This window comes from Pyruvatibacter sp. HU-CL02332, from assembly GCF_040362765.1.
Classification (GTDB): Bacteria; Pseudomonadota; Alphaproteobacteria; order CGMCC-115125; family CGMCC-115125; genus Pyruvatibacter.
In genome coordinates this window covers 2029462-2044650 of the sequence record NZ_BAABWK010000001.1, presented here as the reverse complement: position 1 = coordinate 2044650, position 15189 = coordinate 2029462, and the positions used below count along the sequence as shown (strand labels likewise).

The following is a 15189-nucleotide window of genomic DNA, read 5'->3' as shown; positions in this document are numbered from 1 at the left end:
AATTTTCGGAGCCAAGAGACGAAAAATGGTCGAAGCAGGAACCAGGGCCGCGCGCGCGATCCGCAAGGCGCAGGGACAGGAATCGCGAGCAGCGCACATACTCGCCGCCGCCGCTGATCTTCTGGACGAGGCTGGAACATCGAGCCTGACAATGCGCGCTGTGGCCGCGCGCGCCGGATACACGGCGGGGGCTGTCTACAGCTATTTCGCCTCGAAAGAGGCCCTTCTGGCGGCCATGGCCGTTGAGGAACTCGACCAGCTGGCAAAAACAATGCGCCAGGAGGAGGACGGACTGGAAGCTCAGGCATCTGTGTGCACGCAGGCACTTCATCGGGTGGGGCCGCTTCTGATTGCCGCGCACCGTGGAGATGTGCCGGAAGCTACCGAACGCGCACTTACCGGGCGCATTATCGCAATTCTGCGCCTGATCGACCGCGGTGTCGGTGCAGGCGGCAGGCGGAGTGATGACGCCAACAGTCAGGCTCTTGATACGATCGCCCTTTGGTGCGGGCTTGTTGGCCTTGCCCAGCTATCGACCAGCGGTCGTCTTGCGTCCCTGGACGTTGACGACACAGATGTCGCTTCAGCCCTCATCGCCCGGTACACATGACCCGGCATGCATGACCCCGCACATATGAGACGTCTGACAAGCGTCTGGCCGCATGCCATAGTGGGGACGAACTCTTTCATCTGCCCTCCCGCCTGCAAGTATCTCTCCCATGATTGAAAGCTTTTTGAGCGCCGTTGCCGTCGCGGAATGCGACGAGATGGGGCACATGAACATCCAGCACTATGCCGCCAAGGCCGAGGCTGGGGCACGTGTCCTGACCGCGCTTAATGGTGGCAGCGAAAGCCGCCACAACATTCCCCTGCAGATGCATCTGCGATTTCACAAAGAGATGCTCACAGGCGACCGCGTGCGGGTGATGTCGGCGTCTACGGGCAGTGATCAGCTCGCGCATAGCATTGAGAATGTCGGCACGGGCCTTGTCTGTGCAACTGCGCTGAGCACCTATGCCTCAGGTCGCGCGCCGGAAGCCCCTACGGCTGACATCAGCGAAGATGCAAAGCCGCGCTCGATTACGCAGGAGACGCCGAGTGCCCTTTCTCTGGCTGAAGCAAAGGCGCAGGGTCTGACGCGAACGCATCTTTCCGCCATCCAGGAAGCTGACTGCCTGCACGACAAAATGACGATCCCTGCCTTCCTGCAGCGCGTCTCTCGCTCACAGGCGCATCTTTGGTCGCTCGTGGGTTTTGGTCGCCGACAGCAGGCGGAAGCAGGGCTTGGCACGGCCTCGCTTGAGCTGCGGGTTACGCGCCTTGCACCGGCTCCCCCTGGACGCGCTCTTGAGATTGTGACTGGCTTCACGCCACCGACCGGCAAGGCGTTGCACTACAAACATGTGGGGTTCGATGCTGTGACAGGCGCATGCTGCTTCATTGCGGAAGGCGTCGGCGTGATGATGGATCTGTCCACACGCCGCGCCGTCAAGCCGCCCATACCCCAAACTGATTTTGCTTAATTCGTATTCGGAGTTTCTTTGATGACCAATCTGGTGCCGCTGCTGCGCTCAAGTGTGCAGACATGGGAATGTGACGATATGGGCCACATGAATGTTCAGTTCTATGTGGCCAAGGCCAATGAGGGTCTGTCGGTGCTGTCGCATCATCTGGGGCATGGCCCCACTGTCGCGCACCAGACCAGCCGTGTGCTACTGCCGCGCGAACACCACATCCGTTTTCACCGCGAGCAGCGGCCCGGCGCCGGCCTGACGCTTGAAGGCGGCGTCACCGGGCGCGAGGGCGATACGCTCAAAGTCTATGAGGAACTCACCAACTCCGCATCAGGTACCGTGGCAGCCACGATCAATGCGGATGTTGTTCTGGTCGACGCCCAGACGCGAGAGCCGCAACCCCTGCCGACCAGCATGGATACGGCCATCAATGCACACACTGTGGAATTGCCTGCCCATGGCCAGCCGCGCGGTCTGGATATGGGACCGCCTGTCGATGCGCCGACCCTGGCGCAGGCGGATGACATGGGCATGGTCTATACGTGGCAGGGCACGGTCAAACCGAACCAGTGCAACCCACATGGCTACATGAACCAGCAGCATTTCATGGGTCTGGTCTCCGACTCCATTGCCAATCTGCTGTCGCAGACCCGTGGCGACGACCGGTCAAACGATCCCAATATCGGCGGCGCCGCACTTGAATACCGCTTCGTCTACCGCAGCTGGCCCAAGGAAGGGGATATTCTCACCCTGCGCAGTGGTCTCAAGCATGTGGGGCCCAAGACCTATACCTGGGCGCACTGGATGTTCGACGTGGAGACCGGCAAAGCGGTTGCAACCGCTGAGGCGGTTGCGGTGACGCTTGATCTGGTGGCACGCAAGGCCATCGGCATTCCCGACGCCATGCGGGCGCATCTGGAGAGTCAGCTTGTGGACGGCATCGGCGCGTAGCCGATACGTCTAGTTGGCTGCGTCAGTATCCGGATCAACGGGGGCGTTGAGATCCTGATCCAGCTCTTCCATCTCACGACGCATGATCTTGATGATGCGCGCGAAACGTTCCGCCACGGTCTCGAAGGCGTCCATGGCCGCGTCCACATCCTCAGGCGTTGTCACCTTCGGCTTTTCGCCAAGCTCGCTGAGCTGTTCGCGCAAGACGAGATTGTCGGCACGCAGTTGTGCGTTTTCTTCTTCAAGCTTGGAGCGTTCGTCCTCAGCCGGCGTGCACGACCACGCGTCACCGCTACCTGAGCACACGGAGACTGCACCGGTCTGCGTGTCCAACCGGAGAAAGCCGCCATCAACCGCTTCCATCGTGTAGCGACCGGTCTCCTCAGCCTGAGCCTCAAAAAAGCCTGCCTGAGCTATGCCGCCCAAAGGAACCATCGCTGCGCACAAAGTGGCGGAGATAAAAAACTGTTTTGCCGTGATCATGGAATACACCCCTTCCGGCACCCGATTGGCGTTCTAGGTGCTGAATGGGACCGAAATGTGATGCGTTCTTGTGACCTGCCTAGGCCAGCATGTTCTTGCGGCCCAGCCAATCGATGATGATCTTCACGGCCTCGCCCATCTTGTCCGGCTGACCGATATAGTAGTGGGTCGCGCCCTGGATCGTATGGCGTTCCTTGTCGTCATGGCCGATGCCCGCATAGATGCGGTCCGCATGACTTGGTGTACACCCGTCATCCGCAGAGTTGTCGATCACCAGGAACGGCGCCTTGATACCGGCGGCACACTTGGGGCCATCAGCCCGGCTTTCCTTATAGGACCATTGCGACAGCCAGGCGCGCAGCGAGCTGAAGCGTGCAAGACCTGCCGGCATCATGTTGACGGTCTTGGGAATGCCCATGAAACACCAGTTGGGTCCTTTTCGATCATTGGGATCAACAGTTAGATCAAGCCAGCGCGGATCAGCCATTGTTCCGTACACAACGAAACAGTGTTCCTCGTTCTCGCGTCCCGTGGCTTTGAAATGAGCCAGCTTCTCGCGCACCCAGTCATCAATGCGCTGGGAGCGGGCAATCTGGGCGGCACGATAGGTCTCCAGAAAATCTTGTGAATAAGGCGGCTGGTTCGGTGCCTCGGGATCATAGAGATCAAGTTCTTTGATGCGCTTCTCCGGGTCCAGTTCGTCTGCAACCGCCGGGTCCAACCACTCGGTCAGAATGATCGCGCGGCTGACATGGGCTGCCAATTGGAGCACAGCGTCCGCAGGAATAAGCCCGGCCCCCACGACATCAACAGGATCTCCCGCCGGCGTTGCTTCAATCGTCGGGTTTTCCGCCTGGGACTGATAGAACATGGACAAGGAGCCGCCGCCGGACCACCCGGCAAGAATGACTTTCTCGTAGCCGAGCGTCTCCTTGGCGTAGCGGATGTAATGACCCAGATCGAGGATGACCTTTTCCATGATCAATGCGGTGTCGTTGTGCGGATACCGACTGCCGCAGGTGAGGCAGGGAATGCCAGCGGCAGCGAGCGCGTTTGGCATCGGCAGCAAATTCATGGTGCCCGTCGGATGCATGAACACCAGCACAGTCTTGCTGTCAGATCCCTTGGGTTTCAGGTGTTGGCCCTCGACCACCACTGTATCCATGGCACCCGCATAGGTTTCCTTGAAGGCGGACTTTTCTGTCCAGTACAGGAAGAACGCTTCGCGCTCGACGTCAAAGGTTTCGGCTTCTGCCATAGTGTCGCTCCAGATAGATAGGGATTACTTGCCGTGTTCAGGCGCATTGGGATCAACAAAGCCTGCGCCGAACTTGTCGTCGCGCTCCGCAAATGCGGCCTTGAGGCCTTTGTCTCGTACATTGGCGCGGAACGTGTCCGCAGCCCTGGCGCGATGACCACGCGCATCGTTCTCACAGGCCAACCGCTGCAATGTCCTTGCGCCCATCAGTTCCAGCCCAAGATTGACGATGCGTTTTTGGGTGGTGAGCAGGTCCGGGTCGATCAAAGCGAGACGTTGTGCAAGATGTGCGACTTCATCCGTCAGTTCGTCGGCCGGAACCGACTTGAGCACCAGACCGATCTGCGCTGCATCCTTGCCGGTGATGCTGTCTCCGGTCAGCAGCAACCGCTTCGCCCATTGCGGGCCGCAGTGATAAAGCCACATCTGGTTTGGCAGTGATCCCAGGTCACGCGCAGGGGGGAACGCGATTGTTGCGTCGTCAGCTGCGATGACCATGTCGGCCAGAAAAGCCAGATCGGTTCCACCGGCAAGACACCGTCCGTGAATGGCAGCGATCACTGGCTTGTGCATATCAAAGATCGTCATACGCAGGCGCTGCTGGCGTTCCAGCTGCCAGATGTCGTCGTCGATGGTTTTAGCGCCACGCTTTGTGTCGTCGCGGGGTGGACGCTCGGCGAGATCATATCCCGCACAGAAGTCACTCCCCTGCCCGCTAATGACCACGCAGTGAATGTCCGTACGTTCGTCAGCATCCCACAGCGCGTCCGACAGCTCTTGCTGCAAAGCCAACGACAGGGCGTTTCGCTTTTCGGGGCGTGCGAGGGTGAGATATGCAACACCGTCTCGATGCTGAATGTCGAGCGCACTCATTCGGCAGCCGACTTCGCCCGCTGGGCAGCAGCCTTGAAGTCTGGGTCGCGCTTGTTGAGGAAGGCGTCCACGGCTTCATGGTGCTCCGGCGTGGTCCAGCACTCTTTAAGGGCATCCGTTTCGCGGCGCTGCACCAAGGCCATGTCGTGCTCAGCCATGTTCTGAGACAACAGTTCCTTGGTCATCCGCATCATCGGCTGCGGATTGGCGTCAAACATGGCAGCGACTTCGCGCACCTTGTCCCACAGCTCGTCCGCGGGAACCGCATAGTTTGCGAGACCAAACGCAGCAACTTCCGCGCCCGTGTAGAGCTTGCCGGACAGCATCATTTCGCTGGTCTTGCCAAACCCCATGCGCGCGGTGGCGAAGTGAGAAGAAGCAAGCTCCGGCACGATGCCAACCTTCACAAACACCAGACCAAATTTCGCATGGTCAGCGGCAATGATGACGTCAAATGGCAATATCTGGGTGACGCCGATGCCAACAGCCGGTCCATTGACGGCGGCGATCATCGGTTTCGACGACCGCACAAGGCCGATCCAGTCGAGGCCTGCGGGCAGGCCGCCCGAGCCGCCCGCCGTATCCTTGCCGGGGTCCACGCCATCAAGCCGGGACTTGAAGGTTTCGTCCATGTCCGCGCCGGCACAAAAGCCGCGCCCTTCGCCCGTCAGGACGATGCAGGAGATATCCGCATCGGCGTTGGCTGCTTCAAACGCATGGGCCATTTCCTCAGCCATACGCGGCGTCCAAGCGTTGAGTTTGTCTGGCCGGTTCATGGTGACAACGCCAAGCGCGCCGTCACGGTGATACGTGATCTGCGTGTAGTCCATCTGTGCCTCCCGTGATGCCCTTGGGCGGGCTGCCCGGCTTGTGCCGGGTCACTTGTTAGACCGAAGTCTAGCAAGTGGACGGGTGGCGGCAAGTCTTCTTGTTTGGCGTGTTAGTGCGCGTCGGGGTGGCTATGTGGCTGCACGATGGGATCGTCCGTGAACAGACGTTCTTTCATTTCGCGGGCAAACACTTCGTCATTGCGACGAAGCCATTCCATCACCATCACGGCGTGCTCAATTTCCTCATTCATATTGTGGGTGAGGATTTTCTTGAGGGCTTCGTCTGTGCAGCCGTCAGCGCGCTGGCGATACCAGTCGGCGGCTTCCAGCTCTTCCATCAAGGATACAATGGCGCGGTGCATGTTGAGCGTTTTCTCGCTCAGCTTTTCAATAGGTTCGTGCAGGCCTTCACTCGACATGGGGACACTCCGTCTTTCGAATTGGCAAGTTGGAAATGACAAGGGGCTCACTAGATTAGAATATATCTAATCTAGTGAGCCCCTGAGACGCATTCAATAGCCCTTAGGCGAGGGCGGTTTTGAAGTTTGGTCGGGCGATGCGGGGATAGGCGGGCATCTGGGTAATGCCGGATAGCCCAGCCTTTGCAAGCATGGCATCCACCGCGTCCTTGTCCGCTCCTTTGAGGCCCGCATAGAAGTCGAGCGGACGCTGAAGCATCCAAAGATCAAACGTGAAGATCGCCCGTTCAGCTGTCACGCCGCCAAGCGTGAATTCATGCATGCCCAAAGCGCGCGGCACTTCGGTGCCGGACGCATTGTCTGCGGCCCAGGCATTGAACGCAGCGACTGTTTTCTCGAGCACCGGCAGATACTCAACGGCAAAGCGGTTGAGCAGTGGGATGACGGTGTCCGGCACTTCGTCATTGGCCAGAAAATCGCCACCGCGTGGTGTCGGTGATTTCACCATGCGCTCCACCCACCGGGCGACCTTTGGCGCCGTGGCCTTCATCATCTCACCGGATTTGGGATCACGGTAATTATGCGCGTAGAGCGGGCCGATGAGGCCGTAGTCGCCGATGGAGGGCCGCGAGCCGAACAGATAGTCGTGCGTCTCGAAATGAGCACTCAAATCGGCAAGCAACGCCTCATAGCTTTCCTCGATGGCGCTGCGGGTTTCCGGCAGCACACCGAGGAACGGCAAGGAGCCGCGGAACGGACCTGCCACCTTGTCGCCGATTTCGCGCTGCTCTTCGGGCGACGCGTCAGGGGCGGAGAGCGCCCCGAACTGCGTGAGGACCCAGTCCTCATTGTAGTTCCAGCGATAATGCATCGCGGGAAGCTTCATCCATTCGTCGCCAAAGACTTCTATCAGCAGGCCTGCCATCTTCTGGGCCGGACCTGAAGGATAGACGGATGGCTCGGGGTCCAGGGCCTCGAAGTGGTCAATGATCTCGGTCGTGTCCTGGACCGTCTCGTCCTTGTCAGTCACAAGAACCGGTATCACCGGCCAGCCGACGCGCGGCAGGATGACCTCCTTGTAGACATTTCTATTGCCCTGAACCTCCGTATACGGAACCTGTTTCCAGTCCATATAGGCGCGTGCCTTACCCGTGTAGAGGGAAATGGGGCCGCCATAAAGCGTATTCTGACCCATGTTTACTCAGCCGCGTTCGCAGCTGCGACACCCCATTTGGTGCGGAAGAACTCACCGATGCGGCGGTTGGCTTCGGCTGCTTCAGGCATCATGAAATGGAACATGTGGAAGACGTGGATCATCTCGTCCCAGATCTCCAGTGTGCTCTCAACGCCTGCCGCCTTGGCGCGCTTGTCGAGTTCCTCGGAGTCGCCCAGCAGCGTTTCATGGTCGCCGACCTGGATTAGCAGCGGCGGCAGGCCCTTGAGGTCTGCGAACAGCGGTGACACGCGCGGATCATCATTCGCCAGGCTGCCACGGTAGTGATCCGCCATCTGCAGCAGTCCGTCCTTTTGAACCATCGGATCCACATCCGCACGGCTGACGAGCGTTGGTGAGTTGCCCGTGAGGTCCACCCATGGCGAAATCGGTGCGGCGGCAGCAGGAAGCGCAATGCCTTTGTCGCGCAGAGCAACCAGCGTCGCCATGGTGAGGCCGCCGCCGGCACTGTCGCCGGAGATTGCGATATTGGCTGCGTCATAGCCCTGGTCGAGCAGGAACTGATACGCCGCAACAGCGTCATCAATCGCTGCCGGGCACGCATGTTCCGGCCCCATGCGATAGTCGATCACCAGAAGCTTTGAATTTGTTTCACCGGCAATGGCAGCTGAGAGCGAGCGGTGGGTGATGGGCGAGCCGATGACGTAGCCGCCGCCATGCAGATACAGCACCGCGTGCTTGTCAGAGGCGCCGGGCATGGACACCCATTCCCCGGGCACGCCATTGGCGGTTACCGGTTCAATGATGGCGCCTTCAGCAACCGGGAAGGCGGCCGTTGCAGCCACCATGCCGTCGCGCTGTTCCTGAACGGTCTTTTCGCCTTCCGCGATGGGGGCTGCCGCCAAGAGTTCCAGAACCTGTTTCAGACCTTCACTGGCCATGATGCGTCTCCCGTATTGCTGTTTTTCGCTGTTTTCATGTGTGTTGTTGGCAGCAACCTTAGCGGACACAAATGCAATGCGCGACATACAGAATCGACATTTACAGTCGCCGAAATCGCTCGAATACAGGTCAAGTGGTTCCCATATGTAGTGGGCATCAAGACTGAAACTCAAAAGGAGATGCAGACAACACCAAGCACAGGTGAGCTATCGGGCATGCCATGTGCGTACACAGGAGGGAAATATATGTCTTACGTTTCACTTACGCTTGCGCCCCGCGAAGTCATTCTTGCAAGGGGGCGGTTCCATTGGACATATAGTTTCATTTCCTGGGCCTGGCTTTTGCTGGCCGGTTGGCTGCTCATCGGCGTTGCGGTGTTTTTCTCCCGCCAGATGCGTAAATGGACGACGGAGCTGGTGGTGACCAACCGGCGCTTTATCTACAAGCGCGGCTTCATCTCCCGGCGCACGGATGAGTTCAACGCCGCGCGCATTCACGCCATCACCCTGGAGCAAAGTCTGCTGGGCCGCGTACTTGGCTACGGCACACTCAACATCCGCGGCGAGGACATCGGCGACTTTGGCCTCCCGGCTATCTCCAAGCCGATCGAGTTCCGAAAGGCCCTGATTGAAAGCTTGGATGTGTCCATCGAAGAACCGCTTTTACTGACGGAAGACGACAGGCCGGCGCCGGTTGCGGCGGCCTAGTCAGCCTTGGCGCGGCGGGGGAATGCCATCCACAAGGTCAGCAGAAACACGCTGCCTGAGATGATGAGCGTGACACCGAGAATGGATGCCACCACCTCCATGGGCTCAGCACTTTGTGCGCTGCCGTTCACAAGCTCCTGATACCGCCAGAAGAACGCCCTGTAGTTGAGGCAGAACGCAAAGCCCCATGCGCCGCACAACAGCCCCGCTGCACTGCCATAGCGATTGCTCAACGCCACATAGGAGGCAAACACAAACAGAGCGATGGCGATGTAGTCCACGATCAGCATCGGCAGAAACGACCCGAACTGAACGAAGTGATACGTCTCCAGCGAAAAGTGCAGCGTTGCACTGATCAGCGTGTAAATCGCCAGTCCGCGTTCGAGTGTCATTGTGTCCCTCGCTTTATGCCTCAAAACTGCAGATGTACTTCGCCCATCAACCAGGGTGCCAGTCGCTAGCAACAGTTGGGAGGAGTACGCATTTCGCTGCAAACCAACCATTTGGCTAGTAAACCAGCTCCCAATTTGCAATTCGGCATCTTCCCTATTCAGCCTACAACCAGTTATGTACTATGGCGACAGTCACATTGACTGAAAATTTGGAGAGCGTTACGTGTCCGCACCAGTAAAACGGTCAGAAGAGAAAATAGAGACCGAGTCGTCAAGCAGTGCTTTGGCAACCTATGAATTGAAAGACCGGGTCAATCCTGAGATTGTTCTGGGTTTTGTCGGTCCAATCGGCTCAGGAGTTACTTCTGTAGCTGAAGAATTTGAGCGGATATTGAAAGAGGACTTCGGTTACAAAACGCAGTTTCACAAAGTGAGTAACGTGATCCGCGATTGTAGCAATATGGTTGCCGACCCAAAGGATGTTGCCGAGTCAGGAGCGGAAAGAACTAGAGATCTGCAGGAGCTGGGCAATTCTCTGAGAAACAAATTTGGTAGCGATTATCTCACCAAAAAAGTGATCGAGAAAGTCGCGCTATCAAGAAAAGCTGACGGGGGCTACGTAGAGCCAGCTTCAGATTCACAAGTGAGCCCGCCTGTTGGAATCCGACGTGCCATCCTTATCGATTCAATAAAGCACCCGAGCGAGTTCAACCTCCTACGTCAGGTTTACGGCGACTCATTCTGGTTGATAGCTGTATTTGCTCCTGAAGACGTCCGCAAAAATCGGCTGGAGAAGAATGGCAGCAACGGTGACACACTCGACCAGATTATTCGTCATGATGAGGACGAAAAGGAGGAATTCGGACAGAAAGTTCGAGACACCTCCCATCTAGCGGACTTTTTTATTCGAAATGACGGCGCAGCCAACAAATTCAAAACGACTTCAGCTCGCTTTCTGGATCTCATTTTTGGAACTGAAATAGTTCCACCAACTCGAGACGAATGGGCAATGGCTGAAGCCATGACAGCGGCAGCCCGCTCTTCCTGCCTGTCACGATCAGTTGGCGCAGCGATCGTATCGGAACCTGGAGAGATGATCGGTCTCGGATGGAATGATGTGCCAAAGTACGGGGGCAGCCTCTACGAGGACAATGATCGTGACAATGATCATCGCTGCTTCAGGCACGCCATGGGCATCTGCCACAATGACGACAATAAGGGAAAAATATACGATGAAATCGTCAGTACACTGAAAGACTCAGGGTGTCTCGACAACACTATTGACGACAACGTTGTTCGTGAGATGGTATCGAAATCAAAAATTAAAAACCTCATTGAGTTTTCGAGGGCCGTGCACGCCGAAATGGAAGCTATTGTATCTGTGGCCCGCGGCGGGAAAAACGGATTGGTCGGCTCGACGCTCTATAGCACCGCATATCCCTGCCACAGCTGCGCCAGGCACATTGTTGCAGCTGGAATCGACAAAGTGACCTACATCGAACCCTACCCGAAAAGCCTTGCTCTTCGACTGCATGATGACGCGATATGCGCCGATACAAGCGCTAGTAACAAAGTTCAGTTCCTTCAATATGAAGGCGTTGCGCCTAGAAATGTTGAACGTCTTTTCAATAGCGGCGCGCCGAGAAAACAAGGAGGAAGGGCAATCGTTGTCAGTAAAAAATCAGCACTTCCTGCTGTCATGCCACCACTCGATGGTTTTACTCACCGAGAGATGTTGATCGTGAACCAAGTTGAGGGTATGGAAAACAAGTAGCGGCAAAAGGAGGAACTGTAAGATGGGCGCATCCTTGTCTGACAGGCGACAGATACCAATGTTGCTGCCGGTGAATGGTAGTCAGAAGAAGGTGGTCTCAAACGACCGCAATGCATTTTCAATGTCATCATCGGAACTGGAATCAGCTAGAGAGTTTTTGCGAAGCGAACTTGTGAAAAGCGGCTTATCTAGCCTCCAACCAAAAACAGAAAATCAAGATTAAAAACGGGGGGCCAGTTGCAGGGCCCCCCGATTTGCATGGCATTACAAGACCAGCTTACTCAGCAGCGGCTGCCACCTTTGCTGCCGGGTTGAACCGGCCGTAGAAGGTGTCGCCCTTGCTGGCCATGTCGCGGAGCAAGGCGTTCGGCTTGAAGCGGTCGCCGTATTTCTGGGCGAGCTTGTCGCATTCAGCGACGAACTTTTCTGTGCCCGTCATGTCGATGAGCGACAGCGGTCCGCCGGACCATGGGGCGTAGCCCCAGCCGAGGATGGCGCCGACGTCTGCGTCGCGGACGTCTGTCACTACTTCTTCTTCAAAGCAGCGGGCGGCTTCCAGAGCCTGGATGAACAGGAAGCGGTTTTTCAACTCGTCCGTGTCCACGTCATCAATGGTCTTGGTGTGTTCCACGACCTTGTGCAGGTCCGGCCACAGGCGCTTGTTGCCGCCTTTTTCTGCCGGCCAGTCGTAGAAGCCCTTGCCGACCTTCTTGCCAAGACGGCCATGGGTCACAACCATCTCTTCGACGATCTTGTCAGCGGGACCTTCGACATATTTGTCGCCCAGGTCCTTCTTGGTCTGCTGACGCACCTTGTAGCCGAGGTCGAGAGAAACTTCGTCGTTGAGGGCCAGTGGCGGCATGGGCATGCCTGTCATCTTGCCGACATTTTCGATGATGGCAGGCTCGATGCCTTCCGCCAGCATGGCAATGCCTTCGCTCACATAGGTGCCAAAGCAGCGTGACGTGTAGAAGCCGCGGCTGTCGTTGACGACAATCGGGGTCTTTTTGATCTGCGCCACATAGTCCATGGCCTTGGCGAGGGTTTCATCATTGGTCTGTTCACCCATGATGATTTCCACCAGCTGCATCTTGTCCACAGGGGAGAAGAAGTGGATGCCGATGAACTCTTGAGGCTTGCTATACGCTTCGGCCAGGCCGGTGATCGGCAGGGTCGAAGTGTTGGAGCCGTAGATGCCGCCCTTGGCGATCTTTGGTTCGGCCTTCTTGGTGACGTCGGCCTTGATGCCGCGGTCTTCGAACACGGCCTCGATCACGAGGTCGCAGCCTTCCAGATCGTCATAGTTGGTCGTGGCTTTGATCTTGCCGAGCAATGCTGCCTTCTTTTCTTCCGTGGACTTGCCGCGGGAGATGGCCTTGTCGAGCAGACCCTCGGAATAGGCCTTGCCCTTGTCGGCGTCGGCCTGATCACGGTCCAGCAGCACAACGTCCATGCCAGCCTTGGCGGACACATAGGCAATGCCTGCGCCCATCATGCCGGCACCGAGAATGCCGAGCTTCTTCACTTCCCACTTATCAACGCCCGCGGGACGACGTGCGCCCTTGGAGAGTTCCTGCATGGAGAGGAAGAGCGACCGGATCATCGCTTTGGAGCGCGGATCCATCATCAGCTTGGTCATGTAGCGGCTTTCAATCCGCAGACCGGCTTCGATGGGCACCTGAATGCCTTCATACACGGCTGCCAGAATGTACTGCTGCGCCGGGTAGTTCTGGTGCGTGGTCTTGTTCAGCATGGCGTTGGCCATGGTGAAGGTCGAGCCGCCGTTCTTGTCGTGCGGGCCGCCACCTGGGATGCGGTACTTGGGGCGATCCCATGGCTGCAGAGCCGCTGCGAGGACTTCGGGTCCACGCTTGCCGAGCTTGATGGTTTCGCCGGCAAGACCTTCCTTGATCCATGCCTTGGCTTCGTCCACCAGTTTGTCACCGGCAACGACCTTATTGACGATGCCAGCCGCTGCTGCCTTTTCAGGTGAGAGCGCTGTGCCCTGCAGGATGAGAGGCAGAGCGCCAGCTGCACCAATCATGCGCGGCAGACGCTGTGTGCCGCCACCGCCGGGCAAAAGGCCAACCTTGCTTTCCGGCAGACCCAGCTGGGCGCGCGGATTGTCCGCCACAAAGCGGGCATGGCAGGCGAGCGTTACTTCAAGGCCACCGCCAAGCGCTGTGCCGGGAATGGCTGCTGCAATTGGCTTGCCGCAGCTTTCCATGCGGCGAAGCTGCATGTTGAAGGCGAGGTTGTTTTCATAGAGTGCCTTCACCTTGTCCTGCTCGGACCCACCAGAGCCGCCACCTGAGTTTGAGCTCATCATGGAGAGGTCAGCACCGGCACAAAATGCGCCTTTGCCTGACGTGATGACGAGGCCCTTGATGGCGTCGTCGGAGGCGACTTTTTCAATGATGTCCGAGAGGTCCTTCATGGAGGACTGGCTCAGGACGTTCATTGAGCGGTTGGGCATATCCCATGTGGCAACGGCAATGCCGTCTCCATCAACTTCAAATCCAAAATTTTCGTAGTCTGACATTTTAAATGCTCCCAATACGGAGGGCATGCGCTGCGGTGCGCCGAGGTGAGAGACTTCACCCCGGCGACCAAAAAGCGGATGCGTTAGACGCGTTCGATGATTGTGGCTGTGCCCATACCGGCACCAACGCAAAGCGTTGCAAGTGCGGTGTTGAGGTCACGGCGTTCGAGCTCATCGAGCACGGTGCCGAGGATCATGGCGCCAGTGGCACCCAGCGGGTGACCCATGGCGATGGCGCCGCCATTCACGTTCATCTTGTCGTGGTCGATATCCAGGGCCTGCATCATGCGCAGCACGACAGAGGCAAAGGCTTCGTTCAGTTCGTAGAGATCGATGTCGTCGACTTCCATGCCGGCCTTCTTGAGGGCCTTGGCGGACACGTCAGCAGGACCGGTCAGCATGATGCATGGCTCAGAGCCGATGGAGGCCATGGTGCGGATCCTGGCGCGGGGCTTGAGGCCAAGCGCATCACCCATTTCCTTGGTGCCCAGCAGAACGCCTGCAGATCCGTCCACGATGCCTGAAGAGTTACCGGCATGGTGCACGTGGTTCAGGGCTTCAACTTCCGGATAGCGATCCGTTGCCACGCCATCAAACGCGAACTCACCAAGCGAGGCAAAGGACGGGTTGAGGGCTGCAAGCGACTGCATGGTCGCGTCGGGACGGATGTGCTCATCCTTGTCGAGGATCGTCAGGCCGTTGATGTCTTTCACAGCCATCACCGACTTGTCGAAGTAGCCATTGTCCCAGGCGTGGGCTGCACGCTTCTGGCTTTCAACGGCGTACGCATCCACGTCATCACGGCTGAAGCCGTACTTGGTGGCGATCAGGTCAGCGCCGATGCCCTGAGGTGTGAAATATGTCTTGAGGGCAACAGCGGGGTCAGACGCCATGGCGCCACCTGAGGCACCCATGCCAACGCGGCTCATGCTTTCGATGCCGCCGCCGATGGCCATGTCAGCTTCGCCGGACATGACCTTGGCTGCTGCCATGTTGGTGGCCTCAAGGCCAGACGCGCAGAAACGGTTGATCTGCACACCGGCAGTTGTCTGGGCGTAGTCAGCATTCATCACGGCAACGCGGGCGATGTTGGAGCCGGCTTCACCGACAGGGTCCACGCAGCCCATCACAACGTCATCCACCTTGGAGGTGTCGAGGTCGTTGCGGTCGCGCAGTTCTTCAAGAACCTGCGTTGCAAGTTCAAGCGCGGTCACTTCGTGCAGTGAACCGTCTGATTTGCCTTTGCCGCGGGGGGTGCGGACGTGATCGTAGATGTAGCATTCGGCCATTGGAGGTCTCCCTATTGGCTTTGTCTAAAACGTATTGGGTC

The 15189-nt window shown here is 57.9% G+C and carries 15 protein-coding genes; 5 read left to right on the top strand and 10 right to left on the bottom strand.

Annotation, left to right across the window (positions count from 1 at the left end):
• Window positions 1-25: 25 nt before the first annotated feature.
• From ABXH05_RS09690 to ABXH05_RS09680, 3 genes are all read left to right on the top strand, one after another.
• Window positions 26-610, top strand: a complete 585-nt coding sequence (locus ABXH05_RS09690; protein WP_353560821.1) for a TetR/AcrR family transcriptional regulator — start codon at window positions 26-28, stop codon at window positions 608-610.
• A gap of 109 nt (window positions 611-719) precedes the next feature.
• Window positions 720-1523, top strand: a complete 804-nt coding sequence (locus ABXH05_RS09685; RefSeq protein ID WP_353560820.1) for a thioesterase family protein — start codon at window positions 720-722, stop codon at window positions 1521-1523.
• A gap of 21 nt (window positions 1524-1544) precedes the next feature.
• Complete coding sequence (locus tag ABXH05_RS09680) at window positions 1545-2465, top strand: acyl-CoA thioesterase (RefSeq protein ID WP_353560819.1); 921 nt, start codon at window positions 1545-1547, stop codon at window positions 2463-2465.
• Window positions 2466-2474: 9 nt separating this feature from the next.
• Here ABXH05_RS09680 and ABXH05_RS09675 read toward each other — a convergent pair whose 3' ends face one another.
• From ABXH05_RS09675 to ABXH05_RS09645, 7 genes are all read right to left on the bottom strand, one after another.
• Window positions 2475-2948, bottom strand: coding sequence for a hypothetical protein (locus tag ABXH05_RS09675; protein WP_353560818.1), 474 nt, complete (start codon window positions 2946-2948; stop codon window positions 2475-2477).
• A gap of 79 nt (window positions 2949-3027) precedes the next feature.
• Window positions 3028-4206 carry an alpha/beta hydrolase gene (locus tag ABXH05_RS09670; RefSeq protein WP_353560817.1) on the bottom strand — a complete coding sequence of 393 codons (1179 nt, stop codon included), beginning with the start codon at window positions 4204-4206 and terminating at the stop codon, window positions 3028-3030.
• A gap of 24 nt (window positions 4207-4230) precedes the next feature.
• On the bottom strand, window positions 4231-5079 hold the full coding sequence (locus ABXH05_RS09665) for a crotonase/enoyl-CoA hydratase family protein (RefSeq protein WP_353560816.1): 849 nt from the start codon (window positions 5077-5079) through the stop codon (window positions 4231-4233).
• Window positions 5076-5909 (bottom strand): enoyl-CoA hydratase/isomerase family protein, encoded by an 834-nt coding sequence (locus ABXH05_RS09660; protein ID WP_353560815.1) that lies wholly within the window; start codon window positions 5907-5909, stop codon window positions 5076-5078. Before ABXH05_RS09660 ends, ABXH05_RS09665 begins: the two co-directional genes overlap by 4 nt.
• Before the next feature lie 110 nt (window positions 5910-6019).
• Complete coding sequence (locus ABXH05_RS09655; protein ID WP_348137148.1) at window positions 6020-6328, bottom strand: ferritin family protein; 309 nt, start codon at window positions 6326-6328, stop codon at window positions 6020-6022.
• 103 nt (window positions 6329-6431) lie between these two features.
• Window positions 6432-7523, bottom strand: a complete 1092-nt coding sequence (locus tag ABXH05_RS09650) for a glutathione S-transferase family protein (protein ID WP_353560814.1) — start codon at window positions 7521-7523, stop codon at window positions 6432-6434.
• Between the two features lie 2 nt (window positions 7524-7525).
• On the bottom strand, window positions 7526-8443 hold the full coding sequence (locus tag ABXH05_RS09645; RefSeq protein WP_353560813.1) for an alpha/beta hydrolase: 918 nt from the start codon (window positions 8441-8443) through the stop codon (window positions 7526-7528).
• A 246-nt stretch (window positions 8444-8689) separates the two neighbouring features.
• Here ABXH05_RS09645 and ABXH05_RS09640 point away from each other — a divergent pair, with 246 nt between their 5' ends.
• Window positions 8690-9151 carry a PH domain-containing protein gene (locus ABXH05_RS09640; protein ID WP_353560812.1) on the top strand — a complete coding sequence of 154 codons (462 nt, stop codon included), beginning with the start codon at window positions 8690-8692 and terminating at the stop codon, window positions 9149-9151.
• Here ABXH05_RS09640 and ABXH05_RS09635 read toward each other — a convergent pair.
• Complete coding sequence (locus ABXH05_RS09635; protein WP_353560811.1) at window positions 9148-9543, bottom strand: hypothetical protein; 396 nt, start codon at window positions 9541-9543, stop codon at window positions 9148-9150. The two genes, ABXH05_RS09640 and ABXH05_RS09635, sit on opposite strands and share 4 nt — an antisense overlap.
• A 223-nt stretch (window positions 9544-9766) precedes the next feature.
• Between ABXH05_RS09635 and ABXH05_RS09630 the strand changes: the two genes are divergently transcribed.
• A complete protein-coding gene (locus ABXH05_RS09630) occupies window positions 9767-11317 on the top strand; it encodes an anti-phage dCTP deaminase (RefSeq protein WP_353560810.1) in 1551 nt (516 codons plus the stop codon).
• A 277-nt stretch (window positions 11318-11594) separates the two neighbouring features.
• On the opposite strand, the gene ABXH05_RS09625 is transcribed toward ABXH05_RS09630, so the two are convergent.
• Together ABXH05_RS09625 and ABXH05_RS09620 are read right to left on the bottom strand one after the other, a co-directional pair.
• Window positions 11595-13859: a 3-hydroxyacyl-CoA dehydrogenase NAD-binding domain-containing protein gene (locus tag ABXH05_RS09625; protein ID WP_353560809.1), complete on the bottom strand. Its 2265-nt coding sequence runs from the start codon at window positions 13857-13859 to the stop codon at window positions 11595-11597.
• Between the two features lie 83 nt (window positions 13860-13942).
• Window positions 13943-15148 carry an acetyl-CoA C-acetyltransferase gene (locus ABXH05_RS09620; RefSeq protein WP_353560808.1) on the bottom strand — a complete coding sequence of 402 codons (1206 nt, stop codon included), beginning with the start codon at window positions 15146-15148 and terminating at the stop codon, window positions 13943-13945.
• Window positions 15149-15189 lie beyond the last annotated feature (41 nt).